A 15,567-nucleotide genomic window follows, 5' to 3' on the forward strand; every position below is an offset into this window, starting at 1 on the left:
CCAGTCATGACCATTCGTACCCGCATCGCGCTCGGCGTCTCGGCGGCCGTTCTCTCGCTCGGCCTCGCGATGTCGCCGGCCGCCTTTGCTCAAGACAAGATGGGCAAGGATGACGGTATGATGAAGAAGGACACGATGTCCAAGGACGGCATGAAGAAGGACACCATGTCCAAGGACGGAATGAAGAAGGATACGATGTCGAAGGACGGGATGAAAAAAGACGACGGGATGAAGAAAAACTGATCTTCGGTCGTCATCGGGCGTTTGCGGAAAGGCAAACGCGCGCCCAAAAACTCCGGGGCGGTCACGTGGACCGCCCCGGATTATACTTCAGCTCAAATTCAAATGAACGTGACTTTGCGAAACGTGGCCTGCGAACGTTACTTGCGCTTGGCCTTGCGGGCGGCGTAGCGAGCGTCGCGCCTGGCCTTTTGCTCGGCCTCGGCTTCAGCCGCCTTCGCGACGGCTTCTTCGGCTTCGCGGGCGATCCGCGCGGCTTCGAGCACCGAGGCTTCTTCCTCGTGACGCTTCTGCTCGGCCTTCTCCGCCTCGCGCGCAGCCTTCGCCTCGGCCCGCTTGGCCGCGAGGGCCTCGCGCTCGGCACGCTTCGCCGCGACCGCGGGATCGTCGATCCCTGGCTGCGACTTGAATTTGTTCAAAAGATTTTTGCGTGCTTCCTGCGCGGCCTTTTGCCGGTCGGAGAAGCCTGGTTCCCTGAATCCACTCATCGACGAGCCTTGTCTTCCTCGCTTCCGATCCTACATCACTTCGGTTGGTACGTCGGCTGGGCATAGCAGGCGCCACGCGACGCAGAAGCGTTTACATCGCCACGCGTCGCGACGCCACCCATAAATTGCAGCCGATCAGGCAGACGAAATATCGCCACCCCCCGACGATGCCTCGTAGCCCGGAAAAACTGCCGAATTGTGATGTCCCTCATAGGGGGCCACGCGGAGCGACGCCTAGCGTCCGCCCGATACGCGACGGAGCACGGGTATGAGGATCTTCCGACTGAGCCTGAAGGCGCTCGCGATTGCCGTGACGGTGGCAGCCCTGGTCGGTGCAACGCTACTCCTCGGCCGTCCGCAGCCGATCGAAAGTGCTGTTCTAGGCGCGGATTGGGAATGCACCCAGACCGCGTTTGTGCTCACGACCTGCGCGCGGGTCCAGCACGCGATCCCGGCGGTCGAAACCTCGCGCAAGGATGCGATCCGGCCGACCCGGGGCTGAACCGGCGAGGCTGAACTGAGAAGACCGAGCCGGAGGCGGGATGTGACGCCCCGTCGCAGAGCTGATAAAGCCCGCGTGCCCGAGCGACCAGGTAGCCATGTCCAGCCCCGAGCCCAAGCCCGAACTTAAGCCTGAACTCCAGCCCGAACCGGGTGGGAAGCCCAAAACCCGGCCCAAGCCTCAATCCGGTGACAGCCGCCGCGGCGCCGTCGCCGGCTTGATCATCGCGATTGTGATCCTCGGAATCGGCTGGTGGCTTGCCCGCGATCTCACCTCCGCCAGCAAGATGCAGGATTGCCTGATGTCCGGGCGAAGCAACTGCAATGTGATCGAGCCGGCGCGTTAGAAGCACTCCAGCGCAACCCGCGCGAACGAAAAATGCCGTGATCTTAATCATTTGTAACGGGACTTAGCCGACCGAAGCAGGTCAGTTATGTCAGCCGGCATCAGCTCAGCGCGAGGCGAATCGTCTATCGCGCCAGGCACCACGGCCGTTAACGGCAATCGAGAGAGTAGGGGGTCAAGCACGCATGAGTGCGTCCAGCCGCATGAAGATCATCATTCCCTTGGTTTCGGCCATGTCGTTGCTCGCCGTCTCGGCGCAGGCTCAAGACGCCCGGCCGCCAAGAGACTCCGCCCAGCCATCGGCCGGGCCGGGCGCCGGTGCGCCGCCGCAGAACTCGCGCAAGGGTCCGCCGCCGCAGCAGGCGGCACGGCCCGGGCCACAGCCTGGTGGCCAGCCTCACGCTGGCGGTCCTGGTCCTGGTTCTGGTCATGCAGGTCCAGGCCTTCCAGGTCCTGGCCCGCGCAATGCCGGCGGTCCGCCGCCCGGACGCAATTACGCCAGGGGTCCCGCACCGGCGCGCGATTGGGGCGGACACGCCTATCGCGGCAATGTCGCCTGGGATGGCGGACGCTGGCGCCATGAAGTCCATAACGGCCGCTCCGGCTGGTGGTGGGATGTCGGCGGCGTCTGGTACTATTATCCGCAGCGGATGGCCGGCCCGCCGGGCTACATTTCGGAGGACTATTACGACGACGTGCCGGTAGCCTATGCCCCGCCGCCCGTCGCCTATGAACCGCCTCCGCCACCGGCCGATCCCGGCGCAAGTGCGCTTGGCGGCGCCATCGTCGGCGGCGTGCTGGGCGGCCTGATCTCGGGCAACGCCTCGGGTGCGGCCGCAGGCGCCGTGATTGGCGGCGCCACCGGCGCGATCGCCGGCGCCACGGCTGCCTCGCGTCCCGGCTACTATCTGGCCCAGGGCAACTGCTATTACCGCTATCCGAGCGGCCAGTATGTGCAGGCCGATCCCCGCGCCTGTTACTGAGACCCCAAGCGAGACCTGAAACGAAGAGGCGGGCAAAAAGCCCGCCTCTTTTTCGTTTTGGCGTTGGCCGAGAATTGAGAGAGACTGATCCTCCCCCGGGTCAGGATACCAGCCAGTTGAAGAACGCGATCGCGGCCCAGACCAGACCTGCGATCCAGGCCAGCATCACGATGCCGATGGTCGCAAGATATGCGATGCCGAGCGGGTCGGATCTTTCGCGCTGCGTCGGGACGGCAACTTCGGCTGCGGCTTCTTGTGTCATGACGGGAAACACCTCCCATGCCTTCTCGCTCTCCTGGGAGCGATGAAGGCTGTTTAGCGGAGACGCCGGGCGCAGGCTGTGACGTACTTCACAGTTCGGTCTGTGTGGAGCGGCCTCTCGGCTTCGCGCGGCATATCCCTGGGGTGGGTGGTAACCCCGCAATCATCCGGACGAAATTGCCATGCGTTTGTCCAGATCGTCCGGCTAGTCTGAGCCCCATGTGTACCACGTACGATCCACAGCACGAAGCCGAGGCGGCGATGAAGCGCGCCGTGGCAGCCGACGGCCCCGACCGGCAGCGCCTCATCGAGCTGGCCCTGGCCTGGCATCAACTCGCCCGCGACCGGCGCGAGGATGGGGCGGCCTGAGCGGACGCTCTCACGAGAAAAGCCCGTGTGCATACGAAAAACCCCGCGCTCGGGGGGACAAGCACGGGGCTCTCCAGGGCCGATCGGGGCTGGCAGATCGGCACCATTCAATATTCAACACACTATTCAACACGCTGATCGCAGGTTCGTTCCGCGTCCCTCAATTCCATCCTCTCGGGATCATGAAGGGCGGCCGGGAGGGAGCCGATTGCGATTTGCCGTAGGAACGTCCGTTCCCCGCCGACGTTGAGCGGCCATGACCGACCCCGAATTACGCGCACAGTCCTTCGAGATTGCCTGGAAATATCTCGACCACTCCGGCCTGCTCACCGGTGAGCACAGGGAGGCGGCCCAGTTCATCCTGAACAGGATCGACCGCATGATGCTCCGCGGAGAACGGCGAAGATTGCTACTGTCAAACGCCGCGATCGATGCCTACCGGTTGCGGCCCGTGCTCGTGACGTTCGACGCCTGAGGCGAGCCGACGAAACGCGGCGTTAAGACTCGTTCCGAAGGCGATTTCCTGATCGCGATTCGTTTCGGAGAACGAAGCAGAGCGAGACCGTGAACAAACAAGAAGCCCCCGAAGGGGTTCATTGTGTCAGGCCGCTTCCGACTTCGGCACCGCGTCGGCATTCACCGAAAGCTTGACGACATCGCCTTCAACGGCACCGACATATTTCGTGTCGATGTAATGATGATGGTCCTTGTGACCCTCCGGGCTGTCCTTCCGCGTCAGCTTGATGCGGTTGCCCTCGACGCGATCGACGGTGCCGACATGGGCGCCGTCCTTGCCGATGATTTTCATGTGCTCTCTGATTTCGCTCATGTTGTTCTCCTTATGCAGCATTAACAGCGAAGACCGGTCTTCGTTGCAAAGCGGCAGTCGTGGTAGGACCCAGCGCGCCTCCGAAACGTTGAACGGCAGTTGCACTTTTCGGGTCCGCATGGAGAGCATTGAGGCCTATCTGGAACGGAAGCACAGGGAGATCAGGCTGTTGAACGATTGCCTGAGTCATCCAGTGCATCTCGCATGTCCGCGATCTGTCGACGACGTCATCAAGTCCAAATTCCGGGTCACGGCGGCGTTGCGGGCAGAGCACGAGTTGCATCAGTGGAAGGCCACGGAGACGGCCTGGTCGCACGCGGCGCCTCCCACCAGCGGCCCATTCACGTTCAGCTACGACTACCAGCGCGCCGACCTGAAAGTACGCGGCCCGTCATTTTATCAATGCGGCCGCACCGAACAGGCGATCTACACTGCCTCGGGCATGGCCGCGATCTCGGCTCTACTGCTGGCCTCGACGCGGGTCATTGGCAAGGCCGACATTCTGGTGATGCCGGGCTGCTACGGCGAGACGATCGAGTTGATCGAACGCTTCGTTCCGCATTTGCGGCTTGTCAGCTTGAAGCTGCCGCTCGGCGATGCGTTGGCGCGGGCGGGCTCGCGGCGGATTCTGCTGCTGGATTCATGCGTCCCGGCCGGCGCGTTCGAAGCGGCGCTTCGCGTTGATCCATCCGCGCTCGATCTGCTGGTTTTCGATACGACATGTTTTGCCGGCGGATCGGGCCGCATCCGGCGTGTGCTCGGTTGGGCCCGGCGATACGGAATCCCCGTCGTGATGGTGCGAAGCCATACCAAGCTGGATTCGCTCGGGGCGGAATATGGCCGGCTCGGTTCTGCGGTTTTCGTCACACCAGGCGAGGGCGCGAACGCGTCGCTCTGCGAGCGCCTGGCGCGGGAAACGAGCGAGGCCGTGCGCCTGCTCGGCGGCGCGGCGCTCCCGGCGCACTTTCCGCCCTATGTGGGCACCGCCGCTTATTGGAGGCTGACAAGACAACGCATCGCCGCGATGCTGCGCAACGGCCGACGCATGCGCCGATACTTTGCCTCCGAATTGGCGCAGCTTTCAGCGGAGCTCCACTTCACCCACGGCCTCTATGTCACGCTGCGCGGCCAGCGTCCGCTCGACCAGGCCAGCGCGCAGCAAGCCGCCGAAGACATGAGCCGGGACCTGAGCGGGAAGGGATTTCCGATCCGCCACGCCGGCAGCTTCGGTTTTGATTTCGCCGCGACGGAGTGGTTTCACAACGCGACCACGGGTGAGTACAGCGTGCGGGTGGCGGTGCCCGATTTGCCGACGGAGCTGTGGGATGAGCTTAGCGTGGCTATCGCCGCGTGGTGGGCGTCGAGTCAATGACGGCTTGAAGATGAGTGAAAGAAGGGTGTCAGGTACGGCTGAGTTTGTTACTCTGGATAAAATGACCGACCGGTCGGCCGATTTATTGCCGCGCCTGAATCAATCGGTCGCCAAGCATGCTTCCAAGGCCGGTTTCTGGTGGCCGCGACCCGCCCATGCCTGGACGGCGAAGGCGAGCTGATACTGACTCACCGCCGTGCCCGCAATGGATGCCCGCGCCGTCTCGATTCGTTTTGTGATACCGCTGGAGCTCACGACGCCTGCGTCGATTGCCAAATACGACATTGCGATTACAGCCACCGCAGATGCGATCGCCATTCTCGTCCACTCGGATAGCGGCATCGGAGTCCTTATCGAGCTCAATTCGCCCGGCGCGTAGATAGGGCTGATCTGGCCGGTTGAAAGTTCGGGGCGACGATTCCCACGCATTCGTGAAGGACGATGGATCGGCAGCTGCGCCGCATTGCGCTGCTTGGCGGGCGCTGTCGCCGATGTCCCGGGTCTTGGAGACTGGCGATCCCGGCAGGGGCTCCAGAAAACTGGAAATCAATGAGTTACGAGGAAGTGGGTCACATGGGCCCTCCATAGAATTCGAAGCGGTTTTTTGCGCGTGTGCCCCACTTTCACGCATCGTTCTGCCCTCCCGGCGTGAAGGCGAGGAGGTTCGTGGCGCCGCCGGCCATCGCCGCCCATGGCTGGCTCCGATGGCGGGAATGGACTGGGGCTCTACCCCCAGACAGCAAAAAGCCGCCCAGGCGGGCGGCTGCCTGATTGAACGCGTAGTGGTTGTGGTGATAGAAACCCGGCCGACGACACATCCATCAGATCGATGCATGGCGCCCGGGGAAACACATGTTCAAGGACCGCGCGCTGCGCCTGCTGCCATTCCTGGCTGCCGTGGCGCCTATCGTCATCCTGTTTTGCCTGGCCACCATCGCACTCTACGGGGCACCGGAAACGGATGACTTCTGCCTGGCAAACCACTTCAACGCCGACGGCCTGATCGGCACGCTCGAAATCTACTATCGGACATTGATGGGACGGCTTGTTCCGCTCGCCCTCATCACCGTTCCGGCGATGCTCGCAAAGGCATTCAACCTCGACTACTTCGTCATGTATCCTTCGATCCTGATCGCCGGCATCGTTACTTTTATCGCGTCTATCACGCTTGCGATCGGGCGCCTGTGGCCTGGCATTGCCGTCCCGGAGAGGGTCCTTGTCGGGACGACGCTTGCGGCAACGATCGCGGTCCTCGCCATAAGCCTGCGGGAGATGTTCTATTGGGTCTCCGGCAGCGCTCCGTATATGGTCCCCGCAGTCATCGTCACGATCGTCCTCGTCGAGATGTTGAGATCGGCAGCGAACGAAACCCTGCTATCGCCGGCCGCGATTGCCCTGCTCAGCCTGCTCTGCTTTCTTGGCGCCCTCTGCAACGAGTTCACGCCGCTGTGGCTCATCGCCTTCATCACGGCGTCACTGCTGTTTCGAAAAGCCTGCCATCATCCCACCCCACAGGCCAGAAGCCACCTTGCGATGGTGGCCGCCACTGTGGCCGGCCTTGCAATCCTGCTGCTCTCGCCCGGTAACGCGCTGCGGATGGAAGCCTATCCAGCCGGTCAAAAGCTCGCCGAGTCCTTCATGATGGCGGCCTATTACCTCTGGCTTGATCTGTGGTGGCTATACGACGAAGCCGCGGCGCGGGCGTGGGTCCTGTTCCTTGTTATCTTCTCGCTCCTCGTCGTGCCTGCGCGCCGCGCGCCGACGAAACCAACACTGCTACTTGCCGCGGGGCTCATCGTCCTGATCCTCGGTTGCGCCTATGCTGCTTACTTTGTCGCATATTTCGCCACCGGCGAGGATCTGGCGACGCGCGGGCGCAACGAGGTGATTGTCCTTCTCCTGGTCGGGCTCGGCTGCGTCGTTGCGACATCTGCCCGGCTTCTCCCCCGAGGCGCAGCGCCTGGCAAGCGGAACGGCACCGTCCAGGTTATCGCGTTGCTAGCCTGCGCCGCGGCTTCCACGCTTCTCTTCCGAGGTCGCGCACTGGTCGCCGTCAACGCGGAGAGCTCGCAATTCGCGACGTTCCAACAGGAGACCATGGAGCGGCACACGCTGCTCCGGACAACAGCAGAAAAATCCGTCGTCGTCCCCGAGCGCTCCGTCAAGCCCCTCGTCCTGATGTCTGCTGATCTCACCGCTGACCCGAGCCGCATGCCAAACGATTGCATTGCCGCTTTTTACGGGAAGAGAGCCGTCGTCGTTCGCGCCCGTTAAACCCTACGAGCAGACACCTGCGTTGGGACAAGTGAGAGCCTTGAGAACATTGACGGTGGTATTGTTGGTCCCGCCTTGGAGATTGCTAATTGTGTTGGTGCAGCCGCCTATGGGTATCTGGCTCATGAGAGCGTTCAACGGGTTGTTGCCGTTGTCGATCTGAACCACCGAAGTGCAAGCAGGAGCTGGTGCTCCGGTGGATGCATTGTTTGCATTGGTGATGGTGATCAGGTCGCCATTGCCCGTACCGGATGGCGTATTGATCTCGATACAAACGGCCATGTTCTCGCAGCGGCTATTCTCGATCCTTGGGAAGCCGCCATTGAGAAGAAATCCGGGGCCGGTTTGGTATGTGCCGCCGCTCGATGGGCCACCGAGAACGATGTCACGAAGCGCCAGAATGGTGCTGCCGAAGTTGACCCCGGAGCCCGTCGTGTTCCCCATCCAAACCATTGGCAATGTCGATAGCGCCGTGCAGCTTAGCTTATCGATAGAGGCGCGGCTCGCGCCGCCATAGCCTTTTTCGAAATGCACACAGCCTCGGGTGCCGGCGTAAATGTAAACGTTGTCTATGCCGCCGGAGTCCTGTGTGTTGTTGGAATAGACCATATAGGCGCTGCTCGATGCGACGGAGGTTCGAGCGGCAAGCTGAAGATTGCGGAGGACTGTGCCGAAGCACGCGGTATGCCAGTTGACGTCGCACAGGGCGAAGAAGTGAGACGTGCTGGTGAACGTGTCGCACATCCGAATAGCCGAGCGTGGTGATCGAGGTGAACGCCGACGGATTGAGCGTCGCGGCGATCGCGCGTGATGGCAGCACCGGATTGATGCCGCACTGCCAGCCAGTGCCTGACACCCACTGAGTAAATTGTAGAGCGCCGAGCAGGAGGCAATTGCGAGATCGCTGGTCGTGATGCCGTCGAGCGACCCCTTGAGCGTGTTCGCCGCGCCGGGCGCCAGCTTGGTGTTGGTGACGTTGCCGTTAAGAATCTTGCTGGTGGTGACGGCGTTCGGCTGGATCGTGGCGACGCCGGTCGACGTGTTGACCGTGACGTCGCCGCTCTGGGTGAAACCGCCGAACGTGGCCGCCCCGGCCTTGTACTGCTGCTGGCCAACACTGCCACCGGGCGCCGCGGTCGTGACCGCACCTTGCACGAACGCCGTCGACGCGGCCTGGTTGGTGCTGGTGCCGGGCGGTGCCGTCGGCACGATGCAGTTCGGGTTCGGTGATCCGCAGCCCTGTGCCTGGGCGGCGGACGGGATTGCCAGCGCAAGCAGGGCTGCGACCAGCAGCGATTTCAATTTCGACATTCAGACGACTCCAAAAATGCGAAGTCGTCGCGCGAGAGCCGGCGTGAGGTCAGAGCAGTTCGAGAATTTCCAGCGGGGTGTTGGCCGGAGGAAATCACGTTCCAGCCGGCGTTGAAGTTGATCAGCTTGCCGTCGCCGATAAAGGGCTGCTGTCCCTGTGACAGGATCGGAATGCCGCGCCCGACGATGGCGGCCTGGTTCGCTGGCACGACGTAGAGCGTGTCCACGGCGCTGCCGTCGATGAAGATGATGCCGCGGCGCGCGGCGTTGGCGCCGATCGCGATGATTGACGCACCACTGACCAGGACGCTCGTTCCCTGCGGCGAGGCGATCTGCACGCTGAGGTTCTGCTGGATGGTCGGCAGGATTCCGTTGGCACTCATCTGTTGTCTTTCCTAGATGTTGTCGGTCCAGCCGTAGCAGGCCGTCGTGGTCGAGCCGAACGAGCCCTGAGTCTCGACGAAAATCTGGCCACTCTCCAACGTCAGTTCCGCGGACTGATTGATGGTCGAGGTCGTGGTGGCGTTCGTGTTGCCCATCGCCACGTTCTTGGCATAGGCGATGATCTCCTCGAAGTTCTCCTTCGGCTTCGATCCGAACACCTTCATCAGCGCGTAATGATCGGCCGACTTGTTGACCGAGTTGAGCCATGCGTCGGTCGGGTTGTGACGGCCGAACTCCTTGTTGTAGGCTAGCCAGTCGTCGGCGCTCTTCCAGTGCAGCGTGCGTTCCTGCGAGACATGGCGGGCGACGTTGGTGAACATCGGCTCGCCGGAGACGGTCTCCATCTCGAGGTGATCGCCCGTGACGAAGCCGCCAGACCCCGCGCGTCGTCGACATCTCGCATCACAACATCGTCAAGGATTTCGGCCTAGTCGCCGCGGCCGGCGTCTGGGGTGTGATCCACAAGGCCACCCAGGGCCGCGCCTACCGCGACCCCGATTATGCCACCCGGCGCAAGGCGGCGACCAACGCCGGGCTGCTGTGGGGCGCCTATCACTTCGCTACGGGCGATGCGGTCGAGCTCCAGATCGAGAACTTCATCAAGACCGCGCAGCCCGACGAGCGCACGCTGATGGTGCTCGACTTCGAGGACAACAGGCCCTCGAACATGAGCCCGCAGCAGGCGGTCGAATTCCTGCGCCAGCTCGAGGCCCGGCTGGGTCGCCGTGGAGCGATCTATTCCGGCAACCGGCTCAAGGAGAGCCTGGCCGCGCTCGGCCCCCAGGACCGCGCCTACGTGACTTCGCACAGGCTCTGGCTGTGCCAGTACGGCCCGACCCCGCGGCTGCCGACGGGCTTCGAGAACTGGTGGCTGTGGCAGTACACGGGCGACGGCATCGGCCCCTTGCCTCACAACGTTCCCGGCATCGTCGCCGGCAAGGCGGCATCGACCTCAACGCCTTCGACGGCACGGTCGACGAGCTCGCCGCGAGCTGGGCGTGAGCGAGGTGCTCTTCCTGCCGCCGAACGATGCACTGATCGCATCGTTCTGCGGCATGATCTATCACCCGCTGGCGCTGGTGAAGTTCGATCATTTCGACGCCGGCGAGGACGACGGCGTGTGCTGGGCGCTGAAGCGGCTGCCCGGCTTCGACGTCGTGGTGCTGCGCGGCTCGGTGAGGCGCGCAACGACCGCACGCTCATCGTGTCGGTGATTGGTTGTGGATTGCTGGGCGCGGCGTTCGGAGCATTGACAGCCTCAGGCCCGATCATGATGATTGTCGCTGCGGCCTTCTACGGCCTGATCGGATTGCTGCTTGGCGCCCCGATCAGCTTCGTCATCAATATGACCCGTCACGTCGGCCGACGCTGAGACACCGGTCGCCAATCATTTCGGCGGCAAGCACCTGTTCAGCCGCGCATCCTGATTTGAGTGTACGAACCTGCAGATTCCGAGAATTTTCTCTTCGAAGACCTGATCGGAAGTTGGGGCGACATTGCTCTCTAACATCAGGCCTAGCGGCGTACCTCGGCTACATTCCGCTGAATGTCGTTCGCGATAGACGAAGTCGCTACATAGCTGCGCGCTGGCGGCAACCTCTTTGAAAGCCTTTTCGCGCATGTCCTGGTCCATCGCCTTGTACCGAATTGCATCCGTGACGGCCTGTGCGTGGATCGCTCGAATTTCCTCATCCGTCATGAGCGATACTCGATGCGCTCGCATACTTCTCAAATCCGGCTCGGCCCGGTCATCGCGTTTGACCCAATAGAAGGTGCCGCCGCAGATTGTAGCTGCGAGCACGACCGCTACGAGGATGGCGAGTGTGTTGCCTGTAAGTCTCATGTGTTGGACCGCTTCGCTTCAATGCAAGTCTGTCCCTTGGTCCTTGCTGGCGCGAGACGACGCGCGCTCGCGGACGACCCCGCTACAGGTCTACCCACCAGTCCTCTTCCAAGCCTAAGGTATTGGCGATGCGCTGGCCAAGTTGGCGGGCAACTGCTTCGTCATAGGCTGGTCTCGGCAAAGGGCTTTTTCTAATCGGGTTGGATATCCAGTTTCCAAGGTTGATCTGTCCGTCTTTTATGAATTTTGCAAACGATCGGATTTGGCAAAGCTCCAGCATCAGCCGATTGAGAGAGACGCCGTAGATTTCACGCGACGACAGGTAAACTCGCATGCAATCCGCGAGAGTTGCCTTTCCATCGCTCGGCCCAAAGCCAGTCCACGCGCAATCGTCAGATCCGATCTCCCGACGGGCGCGCGCCCAGAGCGTGCGTTTACCGCTCGCGATGACAAAACGGTCGTCTGACCGCTCGAACGCCTCTGGATCGGAAACACGCCCGCTATCTGCTGCCCAGTACCACTGCGGCGCGTCATCGAAAGTTGGATCACTCATTTCGCAATGCCCTTCTTGCTGCCCTAGGAGATGCCCAACAACCGCTTCAGCGTGGCGCGGTCTTTCTCAGTGGGCGACACCTCGAGGGCGTTGTGGCCGCCGAATCTGATGAAGACTTGGAGGTCGCTCCCAGCAAGATCGAGTTCGCGAGCGATCTCGTCATAGACGTGTAGTTGGTGGTCGGTCGGATCGTCCAAGATACGACGATGCACGTGCTGGATGATCCGCCGTGCCGTCTCGTTGTGTTCGATGACCTTTCGGCTTTTTTTGGATCGGAGCCTCGGTAGTCCTTCAGCCGTGGTTGCAGAGGAAGGCCGGGCATTTAGAAGGCCGTGCCGCGGGCGTTCATCTGCCGGCAGTAGTTTCCGATCTCGGCTTCGAACCAACCCTCGGCTTCCGTTTGCGCGCCGATCTCAGAGCGGAAGTTCAAATACAAGCTGCGGTGGTTGGCTTCGAGCCATTGTTTGAAATCAGAAAAGCTCGGATACCATCCCGGCTTGGGTCGGTAGTCGGTTTCGCGCATCCACTCTAACGCGAGCCGCCGAATCCCGTCCTCGGCTTCCTTCCTCTTCAACATGTTTCGCAGCCTTGAGCCGCGGGCGGCAAGTCGCGCCCCGATCTGACTATCAGCTGCCGGCTTGTCCGGCTTCCAAGCCAGGCCTTTTCAAAAAAACGGCGCACATCGCTCTGCATCAGGGGCTTCTCCTTTCCGCGTGATTCGGTCCCGCGAATGGGATGCCAGTCTCGCGCTGTGTAGTGGAGCGCTGGTTCGTTTATCCCGGTTGTTCACAGGTCCGGCGCAGAGGCTGTATTCCACCTGATTGCGAACGAAACAAGAAGGCCTGTGTTGCGTCCGTGTTGCGCGGAGCGATTTGTAAGAATGCGTAAGCCGTTGATTTCCATGAAAGCGATTGGCACTGCCTCGCAACACGAAAATCGGCTCAGAACGAAAGCGGTTCAGGTCGAAGCCATTGAGTTGTAAGGCTAAAAGCTGGCGATCCCGGCAGGAATGATTGAATTCAACGATCTCAATAGCTTAAGGGCGAGGTTAGGCAATTTTACTGCCATTGTTTCCCATAGAGAAATTTGGCGATTGCCTAACCAGCGGGCAAGAACCTGGAGGCCATAGCCGCCGCCGTCCCGGCATATTTCCTTTGCCGCCTTTAGCGTCCCTCTCGCAGGTTAATGTCGGATGCAGCGCCGTGCGCGTTGGCACTCCCATGCGCGCCGACTGCACACTTTGCGATCTCGGCCGCCATATTACTCATGGGCGGAAATGAACTGCCGCGAAAAACAATCTGCGGCACCTTTAGTGTTTCAGCGGCAAACTCGTACTGATGAGATAGCAAACCATTCGGAGGTCAGGATGCAAGTTCAGACGCTATCCGACAACGGCTCGACCGGCATGGCGCATTCAAGACCGAAAGTCCCAGAGGGATGGATTGACGACGGCGCCAGAGCGATTGCGCGTCGGCAGGAGAAAGAGACTGACGCAATGCTGGAGCAATTCGGCGAGGCGGCAGCGAAGGTTTACAATCTCGCGAGCTACCGGGTGGCGCGCATTGAGGGCTGGTTCTAAGTGAGCATTAAAGCGAAGGCCCAAGCGGGCGAGCAGACAATCGTTCACGCCAACGATAACGAGCCAGATAAGGCAGCCAAGTTCAAGAAGGACTTCACCTTCACGCGCTACTGCGAACTGGGGCAGACGACGAAGGCCAAGGAATTTGTAATCGATGGCGTCATGGCTGCCGGTGAGTCATCGTACACGGTGGCGAAGCCTGACAGCGGTAAATCCGTCATCACGCTTGACATGGACTTCCATATCGCGGCCGGCCTGGATTGGCACGGCTATCGCGTGACGAAGGGACTCGCCGTCAATTTCGCCTTTGAGCGATACGATTTGCAGCTCCGTCGCGGCATGGCACTACGTCAACATCATTCCGACGCCGAGCCGAACATCCCGCTAGTGGTTGTTGGCGGTAAGTTTGACCTGCATGGCAACACGCTTTCGGTCGGGCGGATGGTCGACCTGATTAATTATCTACAGGACGACTACCAGACCGTGCTGCGAAGCGCGACGCTGGACACTCTCACCAAGTCCTTCGGCCGCGGGAAGCAGAACGTTGCCGAAGACATGAAGGCGTACTTCGATAGCGTTGCGCATCTGCTTGAAAAGTTCCCGACCGCCCACTGCACCATAGTTCACCACGAGGGGCACGACACCGGGCGGGCTAAGGGCGCCATCGACCTGGATGGCCTCGTCGACGTCAGCCGCAGGGTGGTTCGCAAGGGTGATTTTTTCCGACTTGAATGCGATGGCGCCAATGACGGCGGCGCATCTGGAACGCTGCTCACCTACGGCATGAAGTCCGTCGAGGTGACGGATGCCGACGGTAACACGTTCACGGCCCCTGTCGTGTTTAAGGCGGCTGATACCGAGAAGTTCGCGGCTGCACTTAGCGTCCGAGCCGCGGAGACCGTGAAGGCAAAGACCAAGGCCGAGTTGATGGACATCCTGACCGAGCTATCTGCCGGCGGGCATCCTGTCGGCGGTGGCATGTGGCAAGCGAGATATCATGAGCAATATCCCGAAGTGAACAAAAACACCGTCGATTCGAGGTTTAAGCGGGCCATCGCAGAGCTTGAGGAAGACGGGACAGTTACGCCTTCCGGCAGGCCCAAGGTCTATGTGCCGGCTCAGGTGCAAACCTAGGTGCAGCACCCAGGTGCACTTGCACCTGCACTAAGCGACCATTCTTACGCGGGGTGCAAGGTGCGCATGCATATCCCCCTTTAGGGGATGCGTGCACCTGCACCCCCGCGTGGTTTGAGATTTGAGGGAATTAGAAGATGAAACCTTCCGACCGTGCTTAGTCTCGCCCTCACGCTGGCCGCGGCAGGCACACCCGTATTTCCATGCCGGGCAGACAACAAGCGCCCGCTGACTTCAAATGGATTTAAGGCGGCCTCGGTCTTCCCGCATGTGCTGCGCCGCTGGTGGCGTGACTGGCCAGACGCGCTTGTCGGCATGCCGACCGGCGAGCGGACGAGCGTTTGGGTGCTGGACATGGACTCGTATAAGGGCGCCACCGAAGCCGACCTGCCGCACTGCCTGCCGCCAACCCGCACGGTCACGACGCGCAGCGGCGGGAAGCATTTTTACTTCAATCACGTTGGACTTGGTAATTCGCCTGGCCGCTTGCCGGCGAGCTGGGACGTTCGAGGCCAGGGCGGGTTTGTCCTCGTGCCGGGCAATCCCGGCTACGTGCTGGACCCAGACCTGCCGCTCGCGGAGGCGCCCGAGTGGCTATTGGCCATGATCCGGCCCAAGCCCTATACCCCGCGGCCGAGCCAGCCGTATCAGCCGCATAGCCACGACCACTACGTAGACGCCGCTGTGCTGGCAGAGCTTGCGGCGCTGTCTGGCGCCGCGGCAGGCAGCAGAGGCACGCTGCTGAACCGCGTCAGCTTCACGCTTGGCACGTTCATTGGCGCCGGTGCATTGGACCGAAGCGAGGCAGAGCATGGCCTGCTGGCCGCCGCACAAGGTTGTGGCCTGATAGCTGTCGACGGTGAGCGTCCTGTGCGGGCGACTATCAGGCGCGGCCTGGACGCGGGCAGCAGGCACCCACGCGCACTGCCCGAACGGGATAATACGCCGCTAATCGACGTCACCAAGCTGCTGCGGAAGAGCAGAGCGTCAGCCTAGGCGGACAGGGATAGGGGGGGGGTGGGTGAAATCTCTTGGGCGTT

At 61.7% G+C, this 15,567-nt stretch carries 23 protein-coding genes; 13 read left to right on the forward strand and 10 right to left on the reverse strand.

Annotation, left to right across the window (positions count from 1 at the left end; genetic code table 11):
* Positions 1 to 6: 6 nt before the first annotated feature.
* Complete coding sequence (locus ABIB00_RS34585) at positions 7 to 243, forward strand: pentapeptide MXKDX repeat protein (protein WP_354107455.1); 237 nt, start codon at positions 7 to 9, stop codon at positions 241 to 243.
* Between the two features lie 137 nt (positions 244 to 380).
* Here the strand turns inward: ABIB00_RS34585 and ABIB00_RS34590 are convergent, their stop codons facing one another.
* Positions 381 to 728, reverse strand: coding sequence for a DUF6481 family protein (locus tag ABIB00_RS34590; protein ID WP_247349077.1), 348 nt, complete (start codon positions 726 to 728; stop codon positions 381 to 383).
* Positions 729 to 996: 268 nt separating this feature from the next.
* On the opposite strand from ABIB00_RS34590, the gene ABIB00_RS34595 reads away from it, so the two are divergent.
* The 3 genes from ABIB00_RS34595 to ABIB00_RS34605 all read left to right on the forward strand — a co-directional run bounded on the left by ABIB00_RS34595 (position 997) and on the right by ABIB00_RS34605 (position 2,558).
* Positions 997 to 1,230, forward strand: coding sequence for a hypothetical protein (locus tag ABIB00_RS34595; RefSeq protein WP_354107456.1), 234 nt, complete (start codon positions 997 to 999; stop codon positions 1,228 to 1,230).
* Positions 1,231 to 1,327: 97 nt separating this feature from the next.
* Positions 1,328 to 1,576, forward strand: coding sequence for a hypothetical protein (locus tag ABIB00_RS34600; RefSeq protein WP_354107457.1), 249 nt, complete (start codon positions 1,328 to 1,330; stop codon positions 1,574 to 1,576).
* A 184-nt stretch (positions 1,577 to 1,760) separates the two neighbouring features.
* On the forward strand, positions 1,761 to 2,558 hold the full coding sequence (locus tag ABIB00_RS34605; protein ID WP_354107458.1) for a hypothetical protein: 798 nt from the start codon (positions 1,761 to 1,763) through the stop codon (positions 2,556 to 2,558).
* A gap of 100 nt (positions 2,559 to 2,658) precedes the next feature.
* Here the strand turns inward: ABIB00_RS34605 and ABIB00_RS34610 are convergent, their stop codons facing one another.
* Positions 2,659 to 2,820, reverse strand: coding sequence for a hypothetical protein (locus tag ABIB00_RS34610; protein WP_354107459.1), 162 nt, complete (start codon positions 2,818 to 2,820; stop codon positions 2,659 to 2,661).
* Positions 2,821 to 3,038: 218 nt separating this feature from the next.
* Between ABIB00_RS34610 and ABIB00_RS34615 the strand changes: the two genes are divergently transcribed.
* Together ABIB00_RS34615 and ABIB00_RS34620 are read left to right on the forward strand one after the other, a co-directional pair.
* Positions 3,039 to 3,188 (forward strand): hypothetical protein, encoded by a 150-nt coding sequence (locus ABIB00_RS34615; RefSeq protein ID WP_354107460.1) that lies wholly within the window; start codon positions 3,039 to 3,041, stop codon positions 3,186 to 3,188.
* A 256-nt stretch (positions 3,189 to 3,444) separates the two neighbouring features.
* Positions 3,445 to 3,663 (forward strand): hypothetical protein, encoded by a 219-nt coding sequence (locus ABIB00_RS34620; RefSeq protein ID WP_247349068.1) that lies wholly within the window; start codon positions 3,445 to 3,447, stop codon positions 3,661 to 3,663.
* Positions 3,664 to 3,789: 126 nt separating this feature from the next.
* On the opposite strand, the gene ABIB00_RS34625 is transcribed toward ABIB00_RS34620, so the two are convergent.
* Entirely contained in the window at positions 3,790 to 4,017 is a 228-nt protein-coding gene (locus tag ABIB00_RS34625) for a DUF2171 domain-containing protein (RefSeq protein WP_247349066.1), read from the reverse strand.
* 118 nt (positions 4,018 to 4,135) lie between these two features.
* On the opposite strand from ABIB00_RS34625, the gene ABIB00_RS34630 reads away from it, so the two are divergent.
* The 3 genes from ABIB00_RS34630 (at position 4,136) to ABIB00_RS34640 (ending at position 7,663) form a co-directional block, all read left to right on the forward strand.
* Complete coding sequence (locus tag ABIB00_RS34630; RefSeq protein WP_354107475.1) at positions 4,136 to 5,389, forward strand: hypothetical protein; 1,254 nt, start codon at positions 4,136 to 4,138, stop codon at positions 5,387 to 5,389.
* 205 nt (positions 5,390 to 5,594) lie between these two features.
* On the forward strand, positions 5,595 to 5,768 hold the full coding sequence (locus tag ABIB00_RS34635) for a hypothetical protein (RefSeq protein WP_354107461.1): 174 nt from the start codon (positions 5,595 to 5,597) through the stop codon (positions 5,766 to 5,768).
* A gap of 473 nt (positions 5,769 to 6,241) precedes the next feature.
* The gene (locus tag ABIB00_RS34640) at positions 6,242 to 7,663 is read left to right on the forward strand and encodes a DUF6056 family protein (protein WP_354107462.1); all 1,422 of its coding nucleotides are present in this window, start codon (positions 6,242 to 6,244) and stop codon (positions 7,661 to 7,663) included.
* Between the two features lie 3 nt (positions 7,664 to 7,666).
* Here the strand turns inward: ABIB00_RS34640 and ABIB00_RS34645 are convergent, their stop codons facing one another.
* The 3 genes from ABIB00_RS34645 to ABIB00_RS34655 are packed head-to-tail and all read right to left on the reverse strand — an operon-like array spanning position 7,667 to position 9,762.
* A complete protein-coding gene (locus ABIB00_RS34645; RefSeq protein ID WP_354107464.1) occupies positions 7,667 to 8,974 on the reverse strand; it encodes a hypothetical protein in 1,308 nt (435 codons plus the stop codon).
* Positions 8,962 to 9,357 carry a hypothetical protein gene (locus ABIB00_RS34650; protein WP_354107465.1) on the reverse strand — a complete coding sequence of 132 codons (396 nt, stop codon included), beginning with the start codon at positions 9,355 to 9,357 and terminating at the stop codon, positions 8,962 to 8,964. Before ABIB00_RS34650 ends, ABIB00_RS34645 begins: the two co-directional genes overlap by 13 nt.
* A gap of 12 nt (positions 9,358 to 9,369) precedes the next feature.
* Complete coding sequence (locus tag ABIB00_RS34655; RefSeq protein WP_247349058.1) at positions 9,370 to 9,762, reverse strand: hypothetical protein; 393 nt, start codon at positions 9,760 to 9,762, stop codon at positions 9,370 to 9,372.
* 50 nt (positions 9,763 to 9,812) lie between these two features.
* On the opposite strand from ABIB00_RS34655, the gene ABIB00_RS34660 reads away from it, so the two are divergent.
* On the forward strand, positions 9,813 to 10,790 hold the full coding sequence (locus tag ABIB00_RS34660; RefSeq protein ID WP_354107476.1) for a glycoside hydrolase family 25 protein: 978 nt from the start codon (positions 9,813 to 9,815) through the stop codon (positions 10,788 to 10,790).
* Between the two features lie 15 nt (positions 10,791 to 10,805).
* Here the strand turns inward: ABIB00_RS34660 and ABIB00_RS34665 are convergent, their stop codons facing one another.
* The 4 genes from ABIB00_RS34665 to ABIB00_RS34680 all read right to left on the reverse strand — a co-directional run bounded on the left by ABIB00_RS34665 (position 10,806) and on the right by ABIB00_RS34680 (position 12,391).
* On the reverse strand, positions 10,806 to 11,261 hold the full coding sequence (locus ABIB00_RS34665; protein WP_247349053.1) for a hypothetical protein: 456 nt from the start codon (positions 11,259 to 11,261) through the stop codon (positions 10,806 to 10,808).
* A gap of 82 nt (positions 11,262 to 11,343) precedes the next feature.
* On the reverse strand, positions 11,344 to 11,814 hold the full coding sequence (locus ABIB00_RS34670) for a hypothetical protein (protein WP_354107466.1): 471 nt from the start codon (positions 11,812 to 11,814) through the stop codon (positions 11,344 to 11,346).
* Positions 11,815 to 11,837: 23 nt separating this feature from the next.
* On the reverse strand, positions 11,838 to 12,011 hold the full coding sequence (locus ABIB00_RS34675; RefSeq protein ID WP_247349048.1) for a hypothetical protein: 174 nt from the start codon (positions 12,009 to 12,011) through the stop codon (positions 11,838 to 11,840).
* A 125-nt stretch (positions 12,012 to 12,136) separates the two neighbouring features.
* Positions 12,137 to 12,391 carry a hypothetical protein gene (locus ABIB00_RS34680; protein WP_247349047.1) on the reverse strand — a complete coding sequence of 85 codons (255 nt, stop codon included), beginning with the start codon at positions 12,389 to 12,391 and terminating at the stop codon, positions 12,137 to 12,139.
* 699 nt (positions 12,392 to 13,090) lie between these two features.
* On the opposite strand from ABIB00_RS34680, the gene ABIB00_RS34685 reads away from it, so the two are divergent.
* The 3 genes from ABIB00_RS34685 (at position 13,091) to ABIB00_RS34695 (ending at position 15,523) form a co-directional block, all read left to right on the forward strand.
* Entirely contained in the window at positions 13,091 to 13,393 is a 303-nt protein-coding gene (locus ABIB00_RS34685; protein ID WP_354107467.1) for a hypothetical protein, read from the forward strand.
* Positions 13,394 to 14,527, forward strand: coding sequence for an AAA family ATPase (locus ABIB00_RS34690; protein ID WP_354107468.1), 1,134 nt, complete (start codon positions 13,394 to 13,396; stop codon positions 14,525 to 14,527).
* 153 nt (positions 14,528 to 14,680) lie between these two features.
* Positions 14,681 to 15,523, forward strand: a complete 843-nt coding sequence (locus tag ABIB00_RS34695; RefSeq protein WP_354107469.1) for a bifunctional DNA primase/polymerase — start codon at positions 14,681 to 14,683, stop codon at positions 15,521 to 15,523.
* The last annotated feature ends 44 nt before the right edge of the window (positions 15,524 to 15,567 follow it).

It is taken from the genome of Bradyrhizobium sp. LB14.3, from assembly GCF_040547985.1.
Taxonomy (GTDB): domain Bacteria; phylum Pseudomonadota; class Alphaproteobacteria; order Rhizobiales; family Xanthobacteraceae; genus Bradyrhizobium.

Excerpts from the sequence above, each read along its gene's own strand:
- ABIB00_RS34655 (WP_247349058.1), bottom strand. The coding sequence starts at position 9,762 with ATGGAGACCGTCTCCGGCGAGCCGATGTTCACCAACGTCGCCCGCCAT.
- ABIB00_RS34630 (WP_354107475.1), top strand. The coding sequence starts at position 4,136 with ATGGAGAGCATTGAGGCCTATCTGGAACGGAAGCACAGGGAGATCAGG.
- ABIB00_RS34645 (WP_354107464.1), bottom strand. The coding sequence starts at position 8,974 with ATGTCGAAATTGAAATCGCTGCTGGTCGCAGCCCTGCTTGCGCTGGCA.
- ABIB00_RS34685 (WP_354107467.1), top strand. The coding sequence starts at position 13,091 with ATGAACTGCCGCGAAAAACAATCTGCGGCACCTTTAGTGTTTCAGCGG.
- ABIB00_RS34670 (WP_354107466.1), bottom strand. The coding sequence starts at position 11,814 with ATGAGTGATCCAACTTTCGATGACGCGCCGCAGTGGTACTGGGCAGCA.
- ABIB00_RS34600 (WP_354107457.1), top strand. The coding sequence starts at position 1,328 with ATGTCCAGCCCCGAGCCCAAGCCCGAACTTAAGCCTGAACTCCAGCCC.
- ABIB00_RS34590 (WP_247349077.1), bottom strand. The coding sequence starts at position 728 with ATGAGTGGATTCAGGGAACCAGGCTTCTCCGACCGGCAAAAGGCCGCG.
- ABIB00_RS34585 (WP_354107455.1), top strand. The coding sequence starts at position 7 with ATGACCATTCGTACCCGCATCGCGCTCGGCGTCTCGGCGGCCGTTCTC.
- ABIB00_RS34615 (WP_354107460.1), top strand. The coding sequence starts at position 3,039 with ATGTGTACCACGTACGATCCACAGCACGAAGCCGAGGCGGCGATGAAG.
- ABIB00_RS34595 (WP_354107456.1), top strand. The coding sequence starts at position 997 with ATGAGGATCTTCCGACTGAGCCTGAAGGCGCTCGCGATTGCCGTGACG.
- ABIB00_RS34605 (WP_354107458.1), top strand. The coding sequence starts at position 1,761 with ATGAGTGCGTCCAGCCGCATGAAGATCATCATTCCCTTGGTTTCGGCC.
- ABIB00_RS34665 (WP_247349053.1), bottom strand. The coding sequence starts at position 11,261 with ATGAGACTTACAGGCAACACACTCGCCATCCTCGTAGCGGTCGTGCTC.
- ABIB00_RS34640 (WP_354107462.1), top strand. The coding sequence starts at position 6,242 with ATGTTCAAGGACCGCGCGCTGCGCCTGCTGCCATTCCTGGCTGCCGTG.
- ABIB00_RS34680 (WP_247349047.1), bottom strand. The coding sequence starts at position 12,391 with ATGTTGAAGAGGAAGGAAGCCGAGGACGGGATTCGGCGGCTCGCGTTA.
- ABIB00_RS34625 (WP_247349066.1), bottom strand. The coding sequence starts at position 4,017 with ATGAGCGAAATCAGAGAGCACATGAAAATCATCGGCAAGGACGGCGCC.
- ABIB00_RS34635 (WP_354107461.1), top strand. The coding sequence starts at position 5,595 with ATGGATGCCCGCGCCGTCTCGATTCGTTTTGTGATACCGCTGGAGCTC.
- ABIB00_RS34610 (WP_354107459.1), bottom strand. The coding sequence starts at position 2,820 with ATGACACAAGAAGCCGCAGCCGAAGTTGCCGTCCCGACGCAGCGCGAA.
- ABIB00_RS34620 (WP_247349068.1), top strand. The coding sequence starts at position 3,445 with ATGACCGACCCCGAATTACGCGCACAGTCCTTCGAGATTGCCTGGAAA.
- ABIB00_RS34650 (WP_354107465.1), bottom strand. The coding sequence starts at position 9,357 with ATGAGTGCCAACGGAATCCTGCCGACCATCCAGCAGAACCTCAGCGTG.